14 protein-coding genes are annotated in these 22,121 nt (G+C 72.0%); 9 read left to right on the top strand and 5 right to left on the bottom strand.

Features of this window, described 5'->3' with window-relative positions; genetic code table 11:
* Nucleotides 1–48: 48 nt before the first annotated feature.
* The 9 genes from AORI_RS58755 to AORI_RS58715 all read left to right on the top strand — a co-directional run bounded on the left by AORI_RS58755 (nucleotide 49) and on the right by AORI_RS58715 (nucleotide 7,923).
* On the top strand, nucleotides 49–1,263 hold the full coding sequence (locus tag AORI_RS58755; RefSeq protein ID WP_016333909.1) for an MFS transporter: 1,215 nt from the start codon (nucleotides 49–51) through the stop codon (nucleotides 1,261–1,263).
* Nucleotides 1,260–2,159, top strand: coding sequence for a TolB family protein (locus AORI_RS58750; RefSeq protein WP_016333908.1), 900 nt, complete (start codon nucleotides 1,260–1,262; stop codon nucleotides 2,157–2,159). The genes AORI_RS58755 and AORI_RS58750 overlap by 4 nt, the downstream gene beginning before the upstream one ends.
* Nucleotides 2,156–3,184: a hypothetical protein gene (locus tag AORI_RS58745; RefSeq protein ID WP_016333907.1), complete on the top strand. Its 1,029-nt coding sequence runs from the start codon at nucleotides 2,156–2,158 to the stop codon at nucleotides 3,182–3,184. Before AORI_RS58750 ends, AORI_RS58745 begins: the two co-directional genes overlap by 4 nt.
* A gap of 8 nt (nucleotides 3,185–3,192) precedes the next feature.
* Nucleotides 3,193–4,296, top strand: coding sequence for a sensor histidine kinase (locus tag AORI_RS58740; protein ID WP_016333906.1), 1,104 nt, complete (start codon nucleotides 3,193–3,195; stop codon nucleotides 4,294–4,296).
* On the top strand, nucleotides 4,289–5,359 hold the full coding sequence (locus AORI_RS58735; RefSeq protein WP_016333905.1) for a hypothetical protein: 1,071 nt from the start codon (nucleotides 4,289–4,291) through the stop codon (nucleotides 5,357–5,359). Before AORI_RS58740 ends, AORI_RS58735 begins: the two co-directional genes overlap by 8 nt.
* Nucleotides 5,338–5,994 carry a response regulator transcription factor gene (locus tag AORI_RS58730; protein ID WP_016333904.1) on the top strand — a complete coding sequence of 219 codons (657 nt, stop codon included), beginning with the start codon at nucleotides 5,338–5,340 and terminating at the stop codon, nucleotides 5,992–5,994. The genes AORI_RS58735 and AORI_RS58730 overlap by 22 nt, the downstream gene beginning before the upstream one ends.
* Before the next feature lie 82 nt (nucleotides 5,995–6,076).
* Complete coding sequence (locus AORI_RS58725) at nucleotides 6,077–6,616, top strand: hypothetical protein (protein WP_016333903.1); 540 nt, start codon at nucleotides 6,077–6,079, stop codon at nucleotides 6,614–6,616.
* Between the two features lie 142 nt (nucleotides 6,617–6,758).
* On the top strand, nucleotides 6,759–7,382 hold the full coding sequence (locus tag AORI_RS58720) for a hypothetical protein (RefSeq protein ID WP_016333902.1): 624 nt from the start codon (nucleotides 6,759–6,761) through the stop codon (nucleotides 7,380–7,382).
* Between the two features lie 109 nt (nucleotides 7,383–7,491).
* Complete coding sequence (locus tag AORI_RS58715; RefSeq protein WP_016333901.1) at nucleotides 7,492–7,923, top strand: SRPBCC family protein; 432 nt, start codon at nucleotides 7,492–7,494, stop codon at nucleotides 7,921–7,923.
* Between the two features lie 106 nt (nucleotides 7,924–8,029).
* Here AORI_RS58715 and AORI_RS58710 read toward each other — a convergent pair whose 3' ends face one another.
* Genes AORI_RS58710 through AORI_RS58690 form a run of 5 tightly spaced genes read right to left on the bottom strand, consistent with a single transcriptional unit; the run spans nucleotide 8,030 to nucleotide 22,100 of the window.
* Nucleotides 8,030–9,067: a 3-deoxy-7-phosphoheptulonate synthase gene (locus tag AORI_RS58710; RefSeq protein ID WP_016333900.1), complete on the bottom strand. Its 1,038-nt coding sequence runs from the start codon at nucleotides 9,065–9,067 to the stop codon at nucleotides 8,030–8,032.
* The gene (locus AORI_RS58705) at nucleotides 9,054–10,451 is read right to left on the bottom strand and encodes a DHA2 family efflux MFS transporter permease subunit (RefSeq protein WP_016333899.1); all 1,398 of its coding nucleotides are present in this window, start codon (nucleotides 10,449–10,451) and stop codon (nucleotides 9,054–9,056) included. Before AORI_RS58705 ends, AORI_RS58710 begins: the two co-directional genes overlap by 14 nt.
* A complete protein-coding gene (locus tag AORI_RS58700) occupies nucleotides 10,448–20,353 on the bottom strand; it encodes a non-ribosomal peptide synthetase (protein ID WP_016333898.1) in 9,906 nt (3,301 codons plus the stop codon). Before AORI_RS58700 ends, AORI_RS58705 begins: the two co-directional genes overlap by 4 nt.
* Entirely contained in the window at nucleotides 20,347–21,123 is a 777-nt protein-coding gene (locus AORI_RS58695) for an ABC transporter ATP-binding protein (protein ID WP_016333897.1), read from the bottom strand. Before AORI_RS58695 ends, AORI_RS58700 begins: the two co-directional genes overlap by 7 nt.
* Entirely contained in the window at nucleotides 21,120–22,100 is a 981-nt protein-coding gene (locus tag AORI_RS58690; RefSeq protein WP_043848807.1) for a FecCD family ABC transporter permease, read from the bottom strand. Before AORI_RS58690 ends, AORI_RS58695 begins: the two co-directional genes overlap by 4 nt.
* Nucleotides 22,101–22,121 lie beyond the last annotated feature (21 nt).

Here is a 22,121-nt window from a genome sequence, read left to right as displayed (position 1 = left end):
TCCGCGCCGACCATCTCACTCACGACAGCAGCGCCGGGAAGGCCCGCCATGTACGTCTCCTCCATCCGCTCGGCCGACCCCGCCCGGCCCGCGGGCCGTACGAAGCACGCGGTCCCCGGCACGGTCGTCGGGCTGGGCGTGGTCAGCCTGATCACCGACCTATCCGCCGAGATGGTCACCGCTGTCCTCCCGCTCTACCTCGTGTACGGCCTCGGCGTCGGGTACCTGCAGCTGGGCGCGATCGACGGGCTGTACACGGGGGCGACGGCGTTGCTGCGGCTGGCGGGCGGCTATTTCGCCGACCGCCTCGGCCGTCCGAAGGCCGTCGCCCTGGTGGGCTACGGCCTTTCGGCGGCGACCAAACTCGCCTTTCCCGCCGCCGGGTCCTCGCTCGGCGCGATCGGCCTGGTGATCGGCGCGGACCGGGCGGGCAAGGGCATCCGCACCGCCCCGCGGGACGCGATGATCACCCTCGCCACCCCGGCCGACGGCCTGGGCCGCGCGTTCGGGGTCCATCGCGCCATGGACACCGCCGGCGCGCTGCTCGGGCCGGTCGCCGCCTTCGGCCTGCTGACCGTGCTCGTCGGCGACTACCCGGCGGTGTTCGGGGTGAGCTTCTGCCTCGCCGTGATCGCGGTGATCGTGCTGGCGGTGTTCGTCCGCGCCCCCGCCGGGGCCGTCGAGCGGTCGCGGGTCCGGTTGCGTGCCGGATTCGCCTTGCTGCGCGGGCCGGGGCTCCGCGGGACTTGCGTGGCCGCGGCGCTTCTCGGTGTGTGCACGGTCGGCGACATGTTCTTGTTCGTCGGCGTGCAGCGGTCCGCGGGGTTGCCGCCCGGAGCGCTTCCTTTGCTGCCACTGGCGACGGCGCTGACGTTCATGGTGCTGGCGTCGCCGATCGGACGGCTCGCGGACCGGCTCGGGCGGTGGAAGGTGTTCCTCGCCGGGCACGTCGTGTTGCTCGCCGCGTACGTCGTCCTGGCCGCTTCGGCGACCGGGTGGCTCGTCGCGGTGGTCGTCCTGGCGGCACACGGCGTGTTCTACGCGTGCACGGACGGCGTGCTGATGGCACACGCGGCGCCGCACGTGCCGGAATCGTTGCGGGCCACCGGTCTCGCGTTCGTCCAAACCGGACAGGCGCTGGCCAGGGCCGCCGGTGCGGTGCTGTTCGGCGCGCTCGCGGCGGGGATGGCGCCGGCCCCCGCGTTCGCGGTGTTCGCCGTGGCGTTGCTGGTGTCGGTACTGGCCGGATCGAGGATGGCATGAAGCGGATATGGGCGGGCGTCGCGGCGCTCGTGGTCACGGTGGTGGCCGGGGCGGTGTTCGTCGGGTCGCGCACCGGCGACGCGGTGGCGGAACAGCCTTTGGACCTCGCTCAAGGCGGGCTGCTGTACGTCGACGAAGCGGGCCGCGTCCGGCAGGACGACCGCGTCGGCCCGTCCTGTCAGCGCGTCGACGTCGCCGCGGGCACCCTGGCGTGCCTGCACGCGACGGCGGTGCCCGACCAGGCTGAGCTGATCGTCACGAAACCGGGGGCGGAACCGCGGCGGATCTCCGAGTGGGGGATGCCGTCGCGGGTCCGGATGTCGCCGTCCGGACGGCTGGTGGGCTGGACGGTGTTCCGCGCCGGGGACTCGTATCTGGGCGGGGTGGGCACGTTCTCCACCACCGCCGGGATCTACGACCTGGCCACCGGGAACCATTACGGCTCGCTGGAGGATTTCGCGCTCACCGTCGACGGAAAGCCTTACTCCGCCCAGGATTTGAACTACTGGGGAGTCACCTTCGCCCGCGACGATCTGACCTTCTACGCCACCGCCCGGTCCACGGGCGGCACCTGGCTGGTGCGAGGCGATCTCCGCGGCCGCACGCTGACCGCGCTGCGGCGCAACGTCGAGTGTCCTTCCCTCTCGCCGGACGGCACCCGCGTCGCCTACAAGTTCCGTGACGGCGACCGCTGGCGTCTGCACGTGCTGTCCCTCGCCGACGGCCGTGACGTCCCGCTGGCCGATCCGGCGCATCTGGACGACCAGGCGCAGTGGCTGGACGACCGGACCGTCGCCTACGGCCGGGACAAGGCGATCTACTCCGTTCCCGCCGACGGCACCGGCGCGCCCGCGCTCCTCCGCGCGAACGCCTCCTCCCCCGCGGTGGTGCGGTGATCCCCCGTGACTGCACCCCGTTCGGCCTGGCTCTCGCGGCGGTGGCCGCCGTCGTGGTCGTGGTCCTGCCCGCGCCGGTCCCGGCGGTCAAGGCTCCGGTCTCCGCAACGGTCACCGACGTCTGGCCCGGCGCGCGGATCGCCGCGAACACCGTCACCGGGCCGCCCTACACACCCTTGGCGTACCTCGATTCCGGGACCTCCGCCGGGATCACCAGGGCGAGCGATTCGCTGCGGCTGACGCTGGGCGAACGAGTGCTCCGCAAGGTCCCGCTGTCGGGTTCGCCCCGGTTCGTTCTCGCCACTTCCCCGGACTCGCTGGTGTGGCTGGAACTGTCCGACATCACCGGGACGGGCGCGTTGTGGCGCGCCGGGCCACGCGGGGAGAACCCGGTCCTGGTCACCGCCGACACCGGACGGGTCGCCCTCCTGGATTCCCAGTACGACCTCGTCCTGCACGAAGGCCAAGCCTCCTGGGCGGCCGTGCGGGGCGACACCACCGAGGTCCGGACGGTCGCGTTGTCCGGCGGTCCCGTGACGAGCACGCCGCTGCCCGGCGACTTCTCGCTCACCGCGTGGCCGTTCGCGACGTCGGCCGCCGTCGAGCAGGCGGGACCGTCGGAGCTGGTGGACCTCCGCGACGGCCGGGTCTCGCGGGTCGGCGGGCAGAACGTCGAACTGGTCGACTGCACGCCGTCCTGGTGCCGGGTCCAGGTGCTGCGCCAGAGCGGGACGGCACGGTTCGACCTGATGAAACCCGACGGCTCAGAACGACGGCGGGTCGGCGGGAAGGGGATCCGGCCCGCGTTCGGCGACGTCGTCGTGCTCGACCGGTACGCGGTCGTGGTCGACGACGACCGCGGTGTGCTCGTCCTCTACGACACCGCCACCGGCAGGCTGGCCGACCTGGCCGCGGAGTTCGGCACCGTGCTGGCGCGGGGGCCGTACGTGTGGTGGTCGGTGGGCGGGAACGAGGCGCTCACCTGGCGGGTACTGGACCTGCGCACGCTCGAGGCATCTGTTTGACTGCTGCCGTGCCGTCCGATCGTGAGACCTCCGTCGAAGCGGAGTTCTCTCGGGTGGTCGGCCGGTTCGCCGGCCCGGCCAGGGGCGCCGGACTGCTCGTGATCAGCGTTTTCGGCGTGCTCGCCACGCCTTCGGGCGCGCTCCCGCTCGCCTTCGGTCTGCTGGCACTGGCCTTGGTCACCGCCGTGGCCGAGTACGTCGTCGGGAAGACGGGCCGGGGCAGGCCGCTGGCGTTCGCGCTGACCTTGGTGCGCGCCGGGGCGATCTGCGGCACCCAGTTCCTGACCGCACCCGAAGCGGGCGAGCTGAACCAGTGGGCGCTCAACGTGCTCACCCTCACCGCGATCACCCTCCAATGGGAATGGCCGCCGAAGCTCACCGTGCCCGCCATCGCCTGCCTGCTGGCGATCGAAGTGGTGCCCCTCGGCTTCGAGGACGGCTTCTCGGTGGTCCTGCGAGTGCTCATCGAAGCCACCCTCGCGCGCGGCGCCTTCCTCCTGCTGTCGCGGACCACGCGCCGGATCGACCATCTCCGTGAGCGCCGGGCCCGGCTTACCCGTGAGGAATCCCTTGCCGTGGAACGACGATTGCGGGAACGGGAGTATCTGGCCGTACTGCACGACACGGCCGCGGCCACCTTCCTCACCGTGGCCCAGCGCGGGGAAACGACGGATCCGGCCGAGGTCGCCGGCTACGCCCGCCGCGATCTCGCGATCCTCACCGGCGAATCCGGTCCCGGCAGTGTGGTCGACCTCGAAACCTCGTTGCGCGGTGTGCTCGCGCAAAGCCCGGTGAAGGTCGAGACGCACTGGTCGCCGGTCGCGCCGATCCCGGCATCGGCGGCGCTCGCACTGGTCCGCGCGGTGCGCGAGGCGCTGGTGAACGTCGACCGGCACGCGGGTGTCCGCGACGCCCGGCTGACGGTCGAAGACGGCGTACGCGTGACCGTGCGGGACGAGGGCCGAGGATTCGATCCGGCGAAGACCCCGGCACAGCGTCGAGGTATCCGGGAATCGCTCGTCGAACGCATGGCCGCGGCGGGCGGCCGGGCCGAGGTGACCTCCGCGCCCGGCGCGGGCACCACGGTGGAACTGGTGTGGCCGCATGAATGAGACCACGGACCGCGTCCTCGGTGGCTGCCGGATCGCGGTCCTGCTCGCGACGGCGGCGATCCAGATCGGACTGAGCCTGGCGCGGCTGACCGACACCCCGGGCCGGGTCGCGTACGCGGCCCTCGCCGGTGTGCTCGTCGTGGCGGCGTGGTGGGTGCTGCGCTGGAAGCCGGTCCCCTGGCTGGTCGCGATCGCGGGGGCCGTCGTGGTGCTCGCCGCGTCGACGGTCGCGGTCTGGACGCTGCCCCCGGACCGGCTCTTCGGCGACGAGAACTGGGCGTCCGGCCTCGCGGGCTGGCATCTGCTGGTCCTGCTGATGGACCGCCCCGCGATCGCGATGGCCGCGCTCGTCCTCCAGATGACGCTCGCCGTCGTCCGGCAGTTCGGCGTGGAGCTCACCGATCGCGGCGAGATCGGCAGCGTGGTGATCGTCGCGCTCAGCGTGCTCACCTTCCAGGCCGCGACGTTGGCGCTGATCAGGGTGGTCAATAGGCGGGCGGGTGAGGCCGCGGAGGCGTCCGCCGAGCGGGACCGCCAGGCCCATCGCAAGGCGCTCGCCGAGGAGCGGGAGGCCGACCAGCGGAACCGGTTCGCCGGACAGCTCGGCGCCACGTTGCCCCTGCTGGCCGGGCTGGCCGACCGCACCCTCGATCCGCGTGACGACGCGGTCCGGCGGCGGTGCGCGCTCGCGGCCACGCAATTGCGGCGGTTGTTCGCGGAGAACGACGACGTCCCCGACCCGCTGCTGCACGAGGTCTCGGCTTGCGTCGATCTCGCCGAACGGCGGGGGCTGACGGTGACGTTGGCGGTCAGCGGCGAACCGGCGCCGGTCCCGACCGCCGTCCGCCGCGAACTGACCGGTCCACTGATGACCGCGCTGGTCACCGCCCGGACGCAGGCCAGGGTCAGCGTCCTGCGTGCCGACGACGAGATCCGTGTCGCGGCGATCACGGACGGTGAACCAGGCGTGACGGAGAACGGATCGGGCGCTGTCGACGTCGAATGGCACGCACTGGGAGAACGATCGTGGATGGAGGCGAAATGGCGTTCGCGACCGAACTGACCGCGGTGGTCGTCGACGATCATCCGGCCGTACGGGCCGGGGTCGTGCACTGGCTGTCGTGCGGCACCCCGCCGGTCAGCGTCGTGGCCGAGGGCGAGGACGTGCGCGCCGCGTGGATCGGCGAGGGCGCACAGGCCGACGTCGTCATCCTCGACCTGCACCTCAACAGCACCACGCCGGCGATGGGCGATCTGCGGCGGCTCACCGAAGCAGGCCGTCGCGTCGTCGTCTACTCGATGCGGGCCGACGACGAGACCGTGCTGCAGTGCCTCGAACTCGGCGCGCTCAGCTATCTCACGAAGGCCGAGGGCGCGGAACATCTCCTCGAAGCCGTCCGCACCGCGGCGGCCGACCGGTCGTACACACCGCCGTCGCTGGCGGGCGCGATGGCCGGGGACCGCTCCGAGCGGCGGCCCGCCCTCTCCGCGCGCGAGACCGAGGTGCTCATCGAGTGGTTCCAGTCCGAGTCGAAGGACTTCGTGGCGCACCGGCTGGGCATCTCGCCGAACACGGTGAACTCGCATCTCGAGCGGATCCGGGTCAAGTACGCCCAGATGGGCAGGGAGGCCCCGACCAAGGCCGCCCTCGTCGCACGGGCGATCCAAGACGGGCTGATCGGCGTAAGCGATTTGTGATCGGTTGTGGTGCGAACGGACCACTCTCACCCCCTCCTTCAGCGACTACGTTGCGTGACGAGCCACGAGTCCGAGGAGATCCATGAAGTCCGCCCTGATCGCCACCTGCTGCGCCGCAGCACTACTGCTTTCCGCCTGCGGCGGGGAAGAGAAGGGTGACAAGACCGTCCGGGCCGACGGCACCCTGGCACCCGGCAGCACGTTGAAGGTCGGCGAACGCGCCGTCGTCCCGTTCAGCGACGCGGACAAGTCCGGCACGATCGCGATCACCGTGAAGTCGGTCGACCTCGGCCCGAAGGAAGACCTCGCCGAGTTCAAGAACAAGGGCGAAGGCATGCTCCCGGTCTACGTCCGGATGGTGATCGAGAACGTCGGCGGCACGGATCTCTCCGATACTTCGGTGTCGGTGCGCGCGGTGGACCCGGACGGCAAGAGCACCAAGGTGATCCTGGCCAACAGCACCGCGGCCTGCAAAGGCGAGGAGGCGCCGGCGAACTTCACCACCGCCGGCGCGACGTACGAGACCTGCAAGACCGAAGGCGTCAAGGACGGCGGCGAGGTCGGCGGCGTGATCTTCCGGGAAGGCGACTACCAGGACGACCCCATCACCTGGAAGAAGTGAAAGCGCACCCGTTAGGCCGATAAGCGTAATCGATTCGTGACCTGCTCTGGTGCGAATGGACCACACCGATGTACTCCGTCATCAACTACGGTGCGTGGCGAGAACGCCGGAGCAGGGTTCGGCGGGGAGTCCGAGGAGATCCATGAAGTTCGACCGTATCGCTCTGTCCGCCACCGGCTGCGCCGCCGCGCTGCTGCTTTCCGCCTGTGGCGGGGAAGAGAAGGGCGGCAGCCCCGCCCCCGCCCCGTCGCCCGCACCGACGTCGGCATCCGCGTCCTCGCCCGCGACCAGCGGTACGGTCCCGGTCTCGAACGCGGACGCCACCGCGCCCGGCACCGCGCTGAAGGTCGGCGAGCGCGCCGTCGTCCCGTTCAAGTACGGCAACGACAAGAGCGGCACGATCGCGATCACCGTCAAGGCGATCGAACTCGGCCCGAAGGAAGACCTCGCCTCCTACGGCGAGAAGGCCAAGGGCATGACGCCGGTGTACATCCGGATGACCGTGGAGAACGTCGGCGGCACGGACCTCAGCTACAGCACGGTGCGGATGCGCGCGGTCGGCCCGGACAACAAGAGCACCGGCGTGATCATCACCGGCGAGACCACCGCCTGCCAGTCCGAGTCGGCGAAGAAGGACTTCAAGACCGCCGGCGCGACCTACGAGACCTGTGAGCTGCAGGCCATCAGGGACGGCGGCGAGGTCGGCGGCGCCGAATTCAACGATGGTGACGGGTACAAGGACGACCCGATCGTCTGGAAGAAGTAGCCCCGATCGCGCGTGAAGGCCCCCTTCCCTCGACTGAGCCGAGGGAAGGGGGCCTTCACGCGCTTCGCTGAGACTGCGGGAGCCGGTTCACCTGCGTAGCGTTGGCGTGATGGTCCACGTGCACCGGACGATCACCGTCCGCACCCCCGCCCAGACCGTCGTCGGCTATCTGCGGGACTTCGCGCACGCCGAGTCGTGGGACCCCGGCACCGTGTCCTGCACCCGCACCGACACCGGCCCCATCGCCGTCGGCTCGCGGTGGCACAACGTGTCGGAGTTCCGCGGCAAGAAGACGGAGCTCACCTATCGGCTCGACCGGCTGGAGCCGGACCGGATCGTGTTCGTCGGCAGCAACAAGACCGCGACGTCCACCGACGATCTGACCATCTCCGAAGCGGACGGCACGACGACCGTCAGCTACCACGCCACCATCGAGTTCCACGGCCTGGCGAAACTCGCGGACCCCTTCCTCAAACGGCAGTTCGAGAAGATGGGCGACGAGCTGGTCCCGGCGATGAAGGCGACCCTCGAAGCGCTGTGACCCGTCCCCCTGGGCGTAACTCTCGTGATTGAAGGCGTAACACGCGTGATTGGAGCCGTTCCGCCTTCAATCACGAGAGTTACGGCTTCAATCACGCGTGATACGCCTACGCGCGGGGTGACGCGACGGGGCCGCTCAGGCGTCGCACCGCGTTCGCGCAGGCGAGGGACTCTAGGAGCGGGACCGTCCGGTCCCAGCCCAGGCAGGCGTCCGTGATGCTCAGGTCGGGCCGGGGGCGTGCGGAGCCGACGTCCTGCCTGCCGTCGGAGAGGTACGACTCGATCATCACGCCGGCCAGGGCGTCGTTGCCCGCCGAGATCTGGTCCGCCAGGTCGGCGACGACCACGGGCTGCCGGTTGTGGTCCTTGCCGCTGTTGCCGTGCGAGGCGTCGACGACGAGCCGGTGCGGCAGGCCGGCGGCGGTCAGCGCGTCGAGGGCGTCCGCGACCGCGTGGGCGTGGTGATTGGGTTTCGGGCCGCCGCGCAGCACGAGGTGCGCGTCCGGATTCCCGGAGCTGCGCTGGATCCGCGGCCGTCCGTCGGCGGCGGCGCCCGGGAAGACGTGGGGCAGCGCGGCCGACCGGACCGCGGCGACGGCGGTGTCCAGCCGCCCGGACACGCAGTTCTTCATGCCCACGGGCATCGGGAGCCACGACGCCAGCTGCCGGTGCGGCTGGCTGGCGACGGTCCGCGCGCCGATCGCGCCCCAGCTGACGGTGTCCGCGAAGTACGGCGCCAGGAACGGGTCGACGAACTCGTACGCCAGCGGCAGCCCGGTCGCGGCGGCGTCGTCCAGGAACCGCCGTCCGATCCGGACCCCGGAAGCGAGATCGCCCTTGCCGTCCAGGGTGGGGTCGGGCACCAGGCCGGTCCAGCCCGCGATCGTCCGCGGTTTCTCCAGGTAGGCGCGCAGGACCACGACGAGGTCGTCGGCGAACCGGCGCGACGCCTCCGCGAGCCGGTGCGCGTACTCGAGCGCGCCGTCGGTGTCGTGCACCGAACACGGGCCCACGACGACGAGCAGCCGCGAGTCGCGCCGAGCCAGCACGTCGGCGACGGTTTCGCGGTGCCGGATGATCTCCTCCGGCACGAAGCCGCTCGTGGCCACCTCGGCCGGGCTGGGCAACTGGTCAAGCATCCGCATGACCTTTCTTCTTGTCGGGGGCGGCCTGGGGCAGCCGCGTCGCACCGGCCACCGCCACGACGGCGAGGCCGAGAACACACCAGAACGCGTCGGCGAAGGCGGCCGCGACATCCGTGCCGCGCGCGGCCAGCCGGGCCTGCAGCACCACGGCCAGCACCGCGGTGCCGATCGAGCCGCCGAGCGTGTTGAGCAGATTCAGTGCCCCGGCCGCGCGGGGCAGCCGGGCGGGTTCGACGTGGCGGTAGACGATCGTCATCACCGGTGCGCCGATCAGCGCCGCGCCGAAACCGCGCAGCAGCAGGGAAACCACGATCACCCAGTCCGGAAGACCCGGACCGAGCTGGGTGAACGGGGCGGTGCCCAGGGCGACCAGCCCGATGCCGCTCAGCACCAGCGTGCGCGGCGAGATCCGATCGACGAGCCGGTTCACCAGTACCGAACCGGCCGCCGCGCCGATGCCCTGGGGCACCAGCAGCAAGCCGGTGTCCCAAGTGGACAGTCCAGGGCCGCGCTGGAGGTAGAGCGGGAGCAGGAACATCGTGCCGAACACCGACGCGCCGAGCAGTACCAGCGCCAGTGCGGCCACCCCGAATGGCGGCTTGGTGAACAAGCGTGGATCCAGCAACGGTGCTTCGGCCCGCAGACCATGCCGGACGAACGCCGCCAGCATCAAGACGCCGAACGCGACGGCGATCCCGGCGACCACCGGCGTCCCTTGGTCGAACCAGGTGAGCCCGAAGACCAGGACGGCCAGCCCCGGCGAGAGCAGCAGCGCGCCCCGGAGGTCGAAGCGCTCGCCCTTGCCCCCGGGTTCACTCTCGGGAACCCAGCGCCTGGCCAGGAACACCGCCACCACGCCGATCGGGAGGTTGACGTAGAACAGCCACGGCCAGTCGGCGACCGCGAGGATCGTGCCGCTCGCCAGCGGGCCGAGCACCGGCGACAGGAGCGGGACGAGGCCGACGACGGCGATCACGCGGCCGATGCGGTCCCGTCCGGCGGCCCGCGCCAGCAACGCCTGGCCGGTCGGCGGGAGCAGGCCGCCCGCGAGCCCTTGCAGGACACGGAACGCGATGAGCGCGGGCAGTGTCGGCGCCAGCGCGCACAACAGGGATGCCAGCAGGAACACGACGACGGCGGTGAGCCAGACGCGGCGGCCGCCGAACCGGTCGGCGAGCCAGCCGGACGCCGGCACGGCGGTGACCACGGCCAGCAGATACGCCGTCGTCACCCAGTGGACGCCGGTGACCGGCGCGCCGAACTCGTCGGCGAGGGTGTCGACGCCGACCGAGACGATCGTGCTGTCCAAAGTGGCCATGAAGGTGCCGAGCACCAGCACGGACGCCGTGCGCCACAGCGCGGCGTCGATCGGGCGCGCGGTCACCGCTCCCCCACGAACCCGGCGGCATCGCCGTCGAGCCAGGACGGCAGCTTCCGGAGATAGCCGACCAGGTCGTCGGCGAGCGACCGGGCGTCGGCCTCCTTCGCGTACAGAACGCCTTCCCAGCCTTGCTCGCCGGGGACGACCGTGACGCTCACCGGGTGATGCGTGCGCTCGCGGAACCGCGTCCCGGTGACGGTCAGGCCGGGCGCGGGTTCGCGCAGCTTCGCCGGATCCACCGGATAGTTCTCGAAGACGAGCAGGCTGTCGAACAGCCGCTCGCGCCCGGCCAGCGACGCGAGTTCCGGCAGGCCCATCCGGTGGTGCGCGGCCATCGCCTGCTGCCGTGCCTGCAGATCGGCGAGCGCCTCGGCGACGGTCCCGGTGAATCTGGCGCGGACCGGGACGCTGTTCGCCAGCAGGCCGATGATGTCCTCGACACCGTCCACATCGGACGTCCGGTTCGAGGTCATCACCCCGAAGCTGACGTCGGGGCGGCCGGCGTGGGTCGCGAGCACGGCCGCCCACGCACCCTGCAGCAGGGTGTTGACGGTGAGCCCTCGTTCCGCGCCCAGCTTGGTCAGTTCCGCGACCAGCCGACCGTCCACAGTGAACAGAGCGGGATCGGCGGAGCCTCCGGTACGCGGCAGATGGTCGCCTTCGGGAAGGCCGTCGAGTTCCCTGCGCCACGCCCGGACGTCGGCCGAGTGATCGGCCGCGGCGAGCAGTCGCGTGTACCGCGTCGGCGGCACCGGCTCCGGCAACGGTTTGCCCGCGTACAGCGCGAAAAGCTCGCCCAGGATGCGCGGCGCGGACCAGCCGTCGGACAGCAGATGGTGACTGGTCAGCACGAGCGTGTGACCGTCGTGCCTCAGGACGGTCACCCGCCACAGCGGACCGTGCGCCAGGTCGAACGGTTCCGCGAGTTCCTCGTCCAACGCCTTGTCCACTTCGGACACTTCGCGCACGCGGAAACCGGCCCGCGGCTCGGCGGGGATCACCTGGACCTCGTGCGACGGCGGGAACGCCGCGCCCAGGTTCGGCTGCCGTCGCACCAAGGCGTCCGCCGCCCTCCGCAGCGCGTCAACGTCCAGGTCGCCGGACAGCGTGAACGCCGCCTGCACTCGATACGGATCTTCGTCCGCCGCCCGGGATTCGCGCAGGATCACCTCCTGCAACGGAGTCAGCGGCAGGATCTCGCCGGGCCCCGGCACGTCGGCGGCGAGAGCGTCCAGCTCACGCCGGAAGTGCTCGCCCAGCACGGTGATCTCGTCCTCGGTGAACAGCGCGGACGGCCAGGTGAAGCGGACGCCGAGCGTGCCGCCGTCGGGGACCATCGCGTTCACCGTCAGCGCGTACGGCAACGGCATCTCCGCACCGCCGCCCGAACCGAGCGGATCGGCGTCCGGTGGGCGCTGCCACAAGGTCTCCTCGACCGGCGGCGCGGGGAAGCGGCCGAGGTAGTTCCAGGCCACCTCCGGCCGGGGGCCGTCGATCTCGAGAATCCCGTGTCCGAGCCCGTCCCCTGCCGCGCGCAGGTGATCACGCACCGCCCGCAGCGCGTCCGGCACCGGTCCGGACGGCGGCGCGACCCGCGCCGGATGCACGGCGGTGAACCAGCCGGCGGTCTGCGCCAGGTCGACCGTGCCCGCGAAGTCCGGGGTGTGACCCGGCCGTCCGTGACTTTCGACGGCGACGAGCAGATCGGCTTCGGTCCCGCGCCAGGCGGCGACGGCACGGGCCAGCGCGGTCAGCAGCACGGTGTCCGGGCCGGTTCGGTAGGCCGTCGGCAGCGCGGTGAGCACGGCGTGGGTCGTGGCCTCACCGAGGTCGATCCGGTGATGCCGTGCGGTCGCCACGGTGTCGCGCCCCGGATCGAGCTTGCTCCGGCCGAGCGTGCTCACCGGCGCGGCGGCGACCCCCTGCCAGTGCCGCATTTCGTCCTCGCGATGCGGGGCGGCCGCGCGCAGCGACCGCGCCCAGCCCAGGAACGACTGGCCGCGCCGGTGCAGGGTGTTGCCGTGGAAGGCCTGTTCGACGTCGTCGAGCAGGACACGCCAGGTCACCGCGTCGGCGACCAGGTGGTGTGCCACCAGCAGCAACCGTCCGGGCCGGTCCCCGGCGTCCGCCAGCACCGCCCGCACCAGCGGTCCGGTGCGTGGGTCCATCCGCGCGACGATCTCCTCGACCTGGGCGTCCAGCGCCGCGCGAGGATCACCGGAGACGCGGACGGCGGTGAGCACGTCGGCACCGGTGACGGCCCCGACGTCCGGGACACGAAGCGCGTCCTCGACCAGATGTGCGCGCAGGACGTCGTGGCGGGCGAGAACGGCGTCGAGCACCGCGGTCCAGCGAGGGACGTCGTCCGCCGAGGGCACGCAGATCTCGACCCATTGGCAGAACCCGTCGGCCGCCTTTCCCGCGCGCCGCAGCAGATCCCGCATAATCGGCGTGAGCGGGGCGTCGCCGACCGCGTGGGCTTCCTCCGCCCGTCCGGGTTCGCCGCAGCGCGCGGCGATCCCGGCGACCGTGCCGCCTTCGAGGACGTCACGCGCGGTCAGGTGCAGCCCTTCGCGGCGGGCGCGGGAGACCACCCGTAGCGACGCGATGCTGTCGCCGCCCGCGTCGAGGAACCCGTCGTCGAGGCCGACGTCGGGGCCGAGCAGCTCGCGGACCACCCGCAGCAGCACGGCTTCCGCCGGGGTGGCGGGTTCCCGTCCACCGTCGGAGCGGGCTTCCGGCGCGGGCAGCGCGGCCCGGTCCAGTTTGCCGCTCGGGCCGAGCGGGAGCCGGTCCAGCGGTACGAACGCGGCCGGCACCATGTACGCGGGCAGTTCCGCGGCGAGGTACTCGCGCAGCGCGGCGGGATCGGGGTCGGCGCCGTCCACGGGGACGACGTAGGCGACCAGCCGGTCCTCGCGGACGATCACCGCGGCGGCACGCACGTCGCCGTGCGCGGTCAGCGCGGTCTCGATCTCGCCGAGTTCGATCCGGAACCCGCGCAGTTTGACCTGGTGGTCGGCGCGGCCGAGGAAGACGATCTGCCCGTCCGGACGCCAGCGGACCAGGTCACCGGTGCGGTACATCCGCTCCCCCGGCGGCCCGAACGGATCGGCGACGAACCGTTCCGCGGTCAGCGCCGCCCGGCCGACGTAGCCCTGCGCGAGCTTCGGCCCGGCCAGGTACAGCTCGCCGGTGACGTTCGTGCCGACCGGGAGCAGACCGCCGTCCAGCACGTACGCGCGGACCTCCGGGTCCGGACGGCCGATCGGCAGCGGGCCGGGGTCGGCCGGGTCGTAGTGCCAGGTGACCGAGTTGATGGTGACCTCGGTCGGCCCGTAGGCATTGAACAGCGCCCGCCGGTCCCCCCAGCGCCGCGCCAGCTCCGGATCGAGCCGTTCGGCGCCGACGACGAAGAACACGTCCGGGTCGACGGTCGCGTCGTCGGGCATCGCGGACAGGAACGACGGCAACAGGTTGAGCCCGGTGACGCGGTGTTCGGCGGCGTACGCCAGGAGGTCGTCGCCGGAGATCCGCACCTCCTCCGGCGCGATCACCGACGTACCGCCGGACAGCAACGGCAGCATGAACTGCCAGAACGCGACGTCGAAACTCGTCGAGGCGAAATGCAGGTACCGCTCGGCGGTCCCGATCCCGACGATGTCCTCCTGCAGCGCGATCAGGCTCGGCACGCCGCGATGCGGCACCGCCACACCCTTGGGTTTGCCGGTGGTGCCCGAGGTGTAGATGACGTAGGCGATCGCGTCCGCGCACGAAGGCACCGCCGGATCCGAGTCCTCAGTGGACAGTTCGGCCGGGTCGATCACCGGGAGACCCTCGACGTCCGAAGTGGACACGACGGCGGCGGGCCGGATGTCGCCCAGCATGTAGGCCAGCCGGTCGGCCGGGTAGTCCGGGTCCATCGGCACGTGCACCGCGCCGGCCTTGATCACGCCGAACAGCGCGACCACGAGGTCGACGTCGCGGTGCAACAGGACCGCGACCGGATCCTGCGGTTTCACCCCGGCGTCGATCAGGGTGTGCGCGAGCCGGTTGGCACGGCGGTCCAGTTCGGCGTAGGTCAGGATCCGGTCGCGGCACACGACGGCTTCGGCGTCCGGCGTCTCCCGGACCCAGCGGCCGAACTCCGCCAGCATGCCGCCGCGTTCGCGCTTCGGTTCCGGTCCCTCACCGAGACGCAGCATCGCGCGTTCTTCCTCGGCGCCGAGCGCCCGCAGCCGGGAGACCGGCCGCGCCGGGTCAGCCACGATCTCGTGCAGCATCGCCCGCAGCCAGCGGCCGTAGGACTCGGCCTCCTCGCGGGTGAACGCCTGGGGCTGATAGCCGAGGCCGATCGTGAACTCGTCGCCGGGCAGCACGATCACCGTGAGCGGGTAGTGCGTCGCGTCGGTGATGTCGACGCCGACGAGGTCGAGGCCGGGCGCCAGCGTGGTACGGGCGCGGCTGGAGAGCGGGAAGTTCTCCATCACCAGCATCGTGTCGAACAGGTCGCCGACCCCGGCCGCGCGCTGGATGTCCGGCAGCCCGGCGTGATGGTGGTCGGTGAGCCGCACGCTTTCGGTGTGCACGCGTTCCAGCACGGTGGCCGCGGTGTCGGCGGCGTCGAACCGCACGCGTACCGGGATCGTGCTGCCCAGCTGGCCGATCATGCGCTCGACACCGGGGACGTCGGCCGGGCGGCCGGAGACCGGGCAGCCGAAGACCACGTCGCGACGGCCGGTCAGCCTGGCGAGCAACGCTCCCCACGCGGTCTGGAACACCGTCGTCGGGGTGATGCCGCGCTCGCGGGCGAAAGCGCGCAGCCGTTCGCTGAACTCCCCGCCGAGTTCCACGGTGACGCGTTCCGGACGCTCCACAGTGGACTCGACGCTCGCCGGGGCGAGCCGCGTTCCTTCGTCCAATCCGGACAGCGCCTCGCGCCACGCCTCCAGCGCGGCGTCCGGGTCGCGTTCGCCCAGCACCCGGTGGTACTCCGAAAGCGGGGGCGCGACCGGGGCCGCCGGACCGCCGCCGAGTTCGGCGTAGGTGGCCAGCAAGGTGCGGCCGACCAGCGGCATCGACCAGCCGTCGAGCAGCGCGTGGTGATTCGTGAGCACCAGGCGGTGCTCGTCCGGGCCGAGGGTCAGCAGCAGGAACCGGATCAGCGGCGGGGTCGCCGGGTCGAAGGGACGGGCGAGTTCGGTGCGGCATTCGGCCTCGACCCGGTCCGGCGAGACGTTCGCGAATCGCCAGTCCAGCGTGACGTCGGCGGGCACCACCTGGACGACCTCGCCCGAGTCGGTGGTGTGCAGGTGAACACGCAGTGCGGGATGCCGCCGCAGCACTTCCGCCGCGGCCTCGCGCATGCGGTCCGCGTCGAGCGCGCCGCTGAGCAGGGTGACGGCCTGGACCACGTAGACGTCGGTGTCTTCGGTGCCGCGCGCCAGCGTGTGGAACGAGAGCCCGGTTTGCAGCGAGGTCGCGGGCAGGACGTCCTCGACCCGGCCGAGGCGTTCGAGCGCGTCGATGTCGGCCTGACCGAGGCCGACCAGCGGGAGATCCGACGGGGTGAGCCCGCCGCCGTCCGGACCGATCCGGGCGGCGTGCGCGGCCATCGCTTCCAGGGCTCGCGACCAAGATTCCTGAAACGCGGCAACACTTTCCTCGGACAGGATCGCACCGGCCGCGGTCCATTCCACAGCGAGCTGGGGACGGCCTTCCTCGCGGACGAAACAGTTCAGCGCCAGCACCTGTTCCAGTGACTTGGCGTCCGGTTCGGTGAGCGCGAACGGGTCCTCCTCGGGCAGCCGCCAGCCGGTGCCGGGCAGGGGCGCGAACCGGCCGAGGTAGTTCAGGACGACGTCCGGCGGCGGGACGGCGGCGAGTTCGTCCCTGGTGAGCGGGTCGAGGTACCTCAGGACACCGAAGCCGACACCGTTGTCAGGGACCGCGCGTTTGGCCTCTTTGGCGGCCCGCAGCACCTCTCCGGCCGCCGCTACACCAGAGGGAATGCGCAACGGATATTCGGCGGTGAACCAGCCGACGGTGCGTGAGAGATCCAGGCCGTCATGGTCACGGCCGTGTCCTTCGAGCGACACGGTTTCGGCCTCGACCGGGACAGCACGCCAAGACCGCAGTGCCAGCACGAGCGCGGCGAGCAGCACGTCGTCCGGTCCGGCACGGTAGGCCGCGGGCAACGCGGTGAGCACCGCGTCGGTCTGCTCCGGGGTGGCGAGGGTGACCGACCGCCGCGCGGTCGCGACCGTGTCGGTGGCCCGGTCGAGCGGCCGGTGACCGAGACGCGGACCGCCGAGCGCGCCGCGCCAGTGATCGAGTTCGCCCCGCCGGGCACCGGAAGTGCCCTGCTCGGCAAGGAGAAGCGCGTGCCGCCGCCACGATGTCCCGACCGGTTCGAGCGGTTCGCCGGCACAGGCCGCACGCAGATCCGGCAGCAGCACTCGCCACGAAACCCCGTCGACCGCCAAGTGGTGCAGCACGATCACGAGGTGATCCGGTAGCAACGCGACCTTGAGCACCCCGGCCCGGAGATCCAGGGACTCCGCGAGTTCCGCCGCGACCTCGGCCGGTTCACCGGTCGTCTCGACGACCACGTCGGACGCCCGCACCGCCCCGCGTTCCCGGACCCGCATTTCGTCCTCCAAATGCAGACGGAGGACGTCGTGGTGGTCCAGCAGCGTTTGCACGCCCTCGGTCAGCAGGGCGGGAGGGAGGTCCTCGTCAAGCCGGACGGCGGTCCACTGGGTGTACCCGGCGATCGTCGTGACGTCCGGATGCGGATCGAGCAGCGCGCGGGCGATCGGCGGGGCGGGCACCACGCCGACCGGCTCGTCCGGCGGGGCGGCCGGGGCGCCGATCTCCGCGCTCGCCGCCGCCAGCGCCTCGAAGCTGCGGCGGGCCAGCAGATCACGCGGGCGCAGGTCGAGACCGTGGGCACGCAGCCTGCTGCTGACGCTGATCGCCGTGATGCTGTCGCCGCCCAGCGCGAAGAAGTCGTCGTCGACGGCGACCTCGTCGACACCGATCACCTCGGCGATGGTGGCGCACAGCAGGCGTTCGCGGTCGGTGGCCGCGACGCGTCCGGCCGCCGCGCGCGGGGCGGGCAGCGCCGGACGATCGATCTTCCCGTTGGGGGTCAACGGAAGCGAGTAGAGCACGACGACCGCGGCGGGCACGAGATGCTCCGGCACCCGCCCGGCGAGTTCCGCGCGGACCTCGTCCGGGACGACCTCGCCGACGACGTAGCCGACGAGCCTCGGCCCGCGCACCGCGGCGGCCGCCGCCCGCACGCCGGGAACAGCGGCGAGTGCGGCCTCGACCTCGCCGAGTTCGACACGGTGCCCGCGCACCTTCACCTGACCGTCGCGACGGCCCAGGTACTCCAGCCCTCGGCCGGGCACCCAGCGGGCGAGGTCCCCGGTGCGGTACATCCGGTCGCCGGGCGCGCCGAACGGATCGGCGACGAACCGTTCGGCGGTCGCGCCGGGACGTCCGAGATAGCCACGGGCCAGATGCGGCCCCGCCAGGTACAGCTCTCCCGGCGTTCCGGCGGGCGCGGAACGCAACGCTGCATCGAGCACCCGGACAGCCGTGCCCGGCACCGCGGTGCCGATGGTCGGTTCGCCGTCGTCCAGCCAGGATCCGGCACCGTCCACAGTGGCCTCGGTCGGGCCGTACATGTTGCGGGCGGGGACACCGGACTCGGCGACGCGGCGCCACAGCGCGGGCGGGGTCGCCTCGCCGCCGAGGACGAGCAGCGCGGGCGCGTCGGGGCCGTCGAGCAGCCCGGCGTCGACCAGCGGCGCGGCCATCGACGGCGTGGTGTCGACGACGTCGATCCGGTCGCGGGCGAAGGCGGCCAGCAGTTCGTCGGCGTCCCGCGCGACATCGGTGCCGTAGACGTGGAGTTCGTGCCCGAACAGCAGCCACATCAGCTGGTCGAGCGCGGAGTCGAAGGCGAACGAATAGGTGTGCGCGACGCGCAGCCGCCTGCCCGCGGCGCGCTCGGTCTCGGCGACCGTCGTCGCGCGGTGGTGGCGCAGCAGCGTCGCGAGTCCGCCGACCCGGCCGAGGACGCCCTTGGGCCGCCCGGTCGAGCCTGAGGTGAAGATGACGTACGCCAGATGTTCCGGATGGCGGGAAATCCCCAGCGGCGAAGAGTCCAGAGTGGACAGATCGGTTTCGCCGAGCAGCAGGTGTGGCCCCGGCACGATCCGCGGGTCGTGGGCCACTGTGAGCACCGCACCGGCTTCGGCGGCGAGTTCCCGCAGGCGCTCGGCGGGATGCGCCAGATCCAGCGGCAGGAAGGCGGCCCCGGCGTCGAGCACCGCCAGCAGGGCGACGACGAGATCCGCCGACCGCGGCAGGGCCAGCGCGACGACGTCGTCCGCCCCGACGCCGCGAGCCCGCAGCTCCCGGGCGAGGCGGTGTACCCGCGTGACGAGTTCGCCCGCGGTCAGCCGTTCGTCGCCGAAGACCAGTGCGGTCTGGCCGGGATCGAGCGCGTCGAGAAGTTCGGGTACGTCAAGGAGTTCGCTCTCCGGGGCGGGTGTCGACCACGCCTCCAGCAGCGTGTCCCGCTCGCCCGCCGGGACCAGATCCGCGCCGGCGACCGCCGGGCCGTCCGGTTCGGTCAGCGCGGTGATCAGGCAGCGCAACGCGGTCAGCTTGGCGTCGACGGCGGCCTGGTCGTGCGTCCGCGCGTCGACCTCGAACCCGAGCAGCAGCCCGCCGTCCGAGGTCGGCAGCACCGACAGCCCCATGTCCTCGGGCGGCCCGCCCGCGACGTTGCGCATCGTGCCGTGCGAGCCCGCGAAGTCGAGCTTCAGATCGAACGCCTTGAGGTTGATGCCGCGGCCGTGCAGCAGCGCCCCGGCGCCGGGCACCGCGAGATCCTGCGGCAGGTCTTCTCCGCGATACCGCTGATGCGTGCGCATCTCCTTCAGCGCGCCCGCGACCCGCGCGGTCAGCTCGGCCGCCGAGTCCTCCGGGAGCACCGTGACCCGCAACGGCAGCACGTTGACCGCCATCGCCGGGGTCCGCAGCGCCGCACCTTCGCGGCACATCAACGGCATCGCGAACACGACGTCGGTCCAGCCGAGCACGCGGTGCAGGAACGCGGCGTAGCAGGCGATCAGCGCGTCGCCCCACGTGGTCCCGGCACGTTTGCCCAGCTCACGAAGCCGGGCCAGCTCGGAAGCGGGCAGGACCGACCGGGCGGTGACCGTGTGCTCGGGCGGACCCGACGCGCTACCGGCGTCGTCGAGATCCGGCAACGGCGTGAACCGCTCCCGCCAGTACTCGCGATCCTGGGCGAACCGTTCGCTCTCGCGGTAGGCACGGTCGGCCTCGACGAGGTCGGCGAACCGGGCGAACGTCGAAGGCGGGACGTCCTTGCCCCGCACCGACGCGGTGTAGCGGGCCGCCGTCCGGCGCGCGAGCATCGCCGCGGTGTAACCGTCGAACACCAGGTGGTGTCCGAGCTGGGTGAACCACACGTGCGACTCGGACAGCCGCAGCACGAGATGGGCGAACAGCGGCCGGTCCACCATCCCGCGGCAGGCTTCGGCGACCCGGCGGCGTTCGGCGTCCACGCGCTCGTGCGCGGCGGCGACCGGATCGGCCTCGCCGCGCAGATCCACCACCTGCGGCAACGGCAGCGCGTCCTCCGACACGACCTGACGCGGACCGGCCGGCGTCTCGAACACCCGCAGCCGCAGGCTGTCCGCCTCTTCGGCGGTCGCCCGGATCGCTTCGGTGAGCGCGACGACGTCGACCGGCTCGTCGCCGACGATCTCGATGACATCGCCGACGACGTAGTAAGGCGAATCGGGTTCGAGGCGCTGCGCGGTCCAGATACCCAGCTGGGCACCGGTGAGATTCAGCATGAAGGCACCACCATCGGGGTTCCGGTCACCGGGTCGGGCACGACGACACTGGGGAGATCGAAGACCTCCTTCATCAGCTCCGCGTCGACGATGTCGGACGGCGCGCCCTCGGCGACGATCCGGCCGTCCCGCAGGGCGACGAGGTGATCGGCGTACCGGCAGGCCTGGTTGATGTCGTGCAGGACGGCGATCACCGTGCGGCCCTCGTCACGCAGGCGCGCCAGCAGACCCAGCAACTGGTACTGGTGCGCGATGTCCAAAAAGGACGTCGGTTCGTCGAGCAGCAGGTACGGCGTCTTCTGCGCCAGCACCAGCGCCACCCACACGCGCTGCCGCTGCCCGCCCGAAAGCTCCTGCACCGGCCGGTCGGCCAGCCCCGCCACCCCGGCCGCGGTCATCGCGTCGAGCACGGCGCGTTCGTCCTCTTCGGACCAGGTGGCGAACAACGACTGATGCGGGAACCGGCCGCGCGCGATCAGCTGCCGGACGCGGACGTCCTCCGGGGCGACCGGATCCTGCGGCAGGAACCCGAGCTCCCGCGCCAGACCCTTGCCGGGAAAGGAACCCACGTCCTTGCCGTCGAGCAGGACCTCGCCGTCCGACGGGCGCAGCAGCCGGACGAACGCGCGCAGCAGGGTGGACTTGCCACACGCGTTCGGTCCGACGACGGCGGTGAACGCACGGTCGGGCACGTCGAGGCTCAGCCGGGTCGACACGACCCGGTCGCCGTAGCGCAGGGTCAGGTCCCGAGCGGTCAAGCGGGCACTCATGTGCGCCGCACCTCCTTGGTGAGCAGCCAGATCAGGTAGCCGCCGCCGATCACGGTGCTGACCACACCGACCGGCAGCGATTCCGGCGCGAGCAACATCTGGGCGGCCAGGTCGGCACTGGTCAGCAGCACGGCGCCGGTGAGGGCGGCGGGCAGCAGGGCGATACCGGGCGTGCGGGCCAGCCGCCGCCCGATCTGCGGTGCCGCCAGCGCGATGAACGCGATCGGGCCCGCCACGGCGGTCACCGTGGCCGTGCAGCCGACCCCGATCAGCACCAGGACCAGTCGCAGGCGGTCCCAGCGGACACCGGTGGTGACCGCCAGCGCGCCGCCGAGCGCGGCCTGGTGCAGTGCCGGCGCCCTGGTGAACAGCACGACGAACAGCACCGCGAGCACCCCGAACGGGATGGCGACGTCGTCCCAGCCGACCCCGTTGAGGGAACCGGCGTTCCAGCCGACGGCCGCGATCGCGATCTCGAGTTCGGCGCGCAGCACGATCCACGAGTTGAGTGCGGTCAGCATCGCGTTGATCGCGATCCCGATGACGATCAGCCGCAGCCCGGACAGTCCGCCGCCGAGCGACAAGGCGTAGACGACGGCCGCCGTGATCACGCCGCCGAGCACCGAACCGATGGTCAGCTGCGTCGACGTCCCCGAGAGGACGGTGATCGCGAACAGCGCGCCGGTGTACGCGCCGGCGTCGAGACCGATCACGTCCGGGCTGCCGAGCGGGTTGCGGGTGACGTTCTGGAAGATCGCGCCCGCCAGGCCGAGCGCGGCACCGAACACCAGCCCGGCCAGTACCCGGGGCAGCCGCCATTCGCGGATGACCACGCCCGGCCCGCCACCGGATCCGGTGAGCGCGGCGAACACGCGGGCGGGGCTCGCCCACGCCGCGCCGTAGCAGAGCCCGAGCAGCGTCAGACCGGCGATGATCACCAGCATCGCCAAGAAAAAGACCAGGGTGCGGCGTTCCATCCGGGCGGAGAACCGCCCGCG

The organism is Amycolatopsis keratiniphila (assembly GCF_000400635.2).
Lineage (GTDB): Bacteria > Actinomycetota > Actinomycetes > Mycobacteriales > Pseudonocardiaceae > Amycolatopsis > Amycolatopsis keratiniphila.
This window is presented reverse-complemented; position numbering and strand designations above follow the sequence as displayed.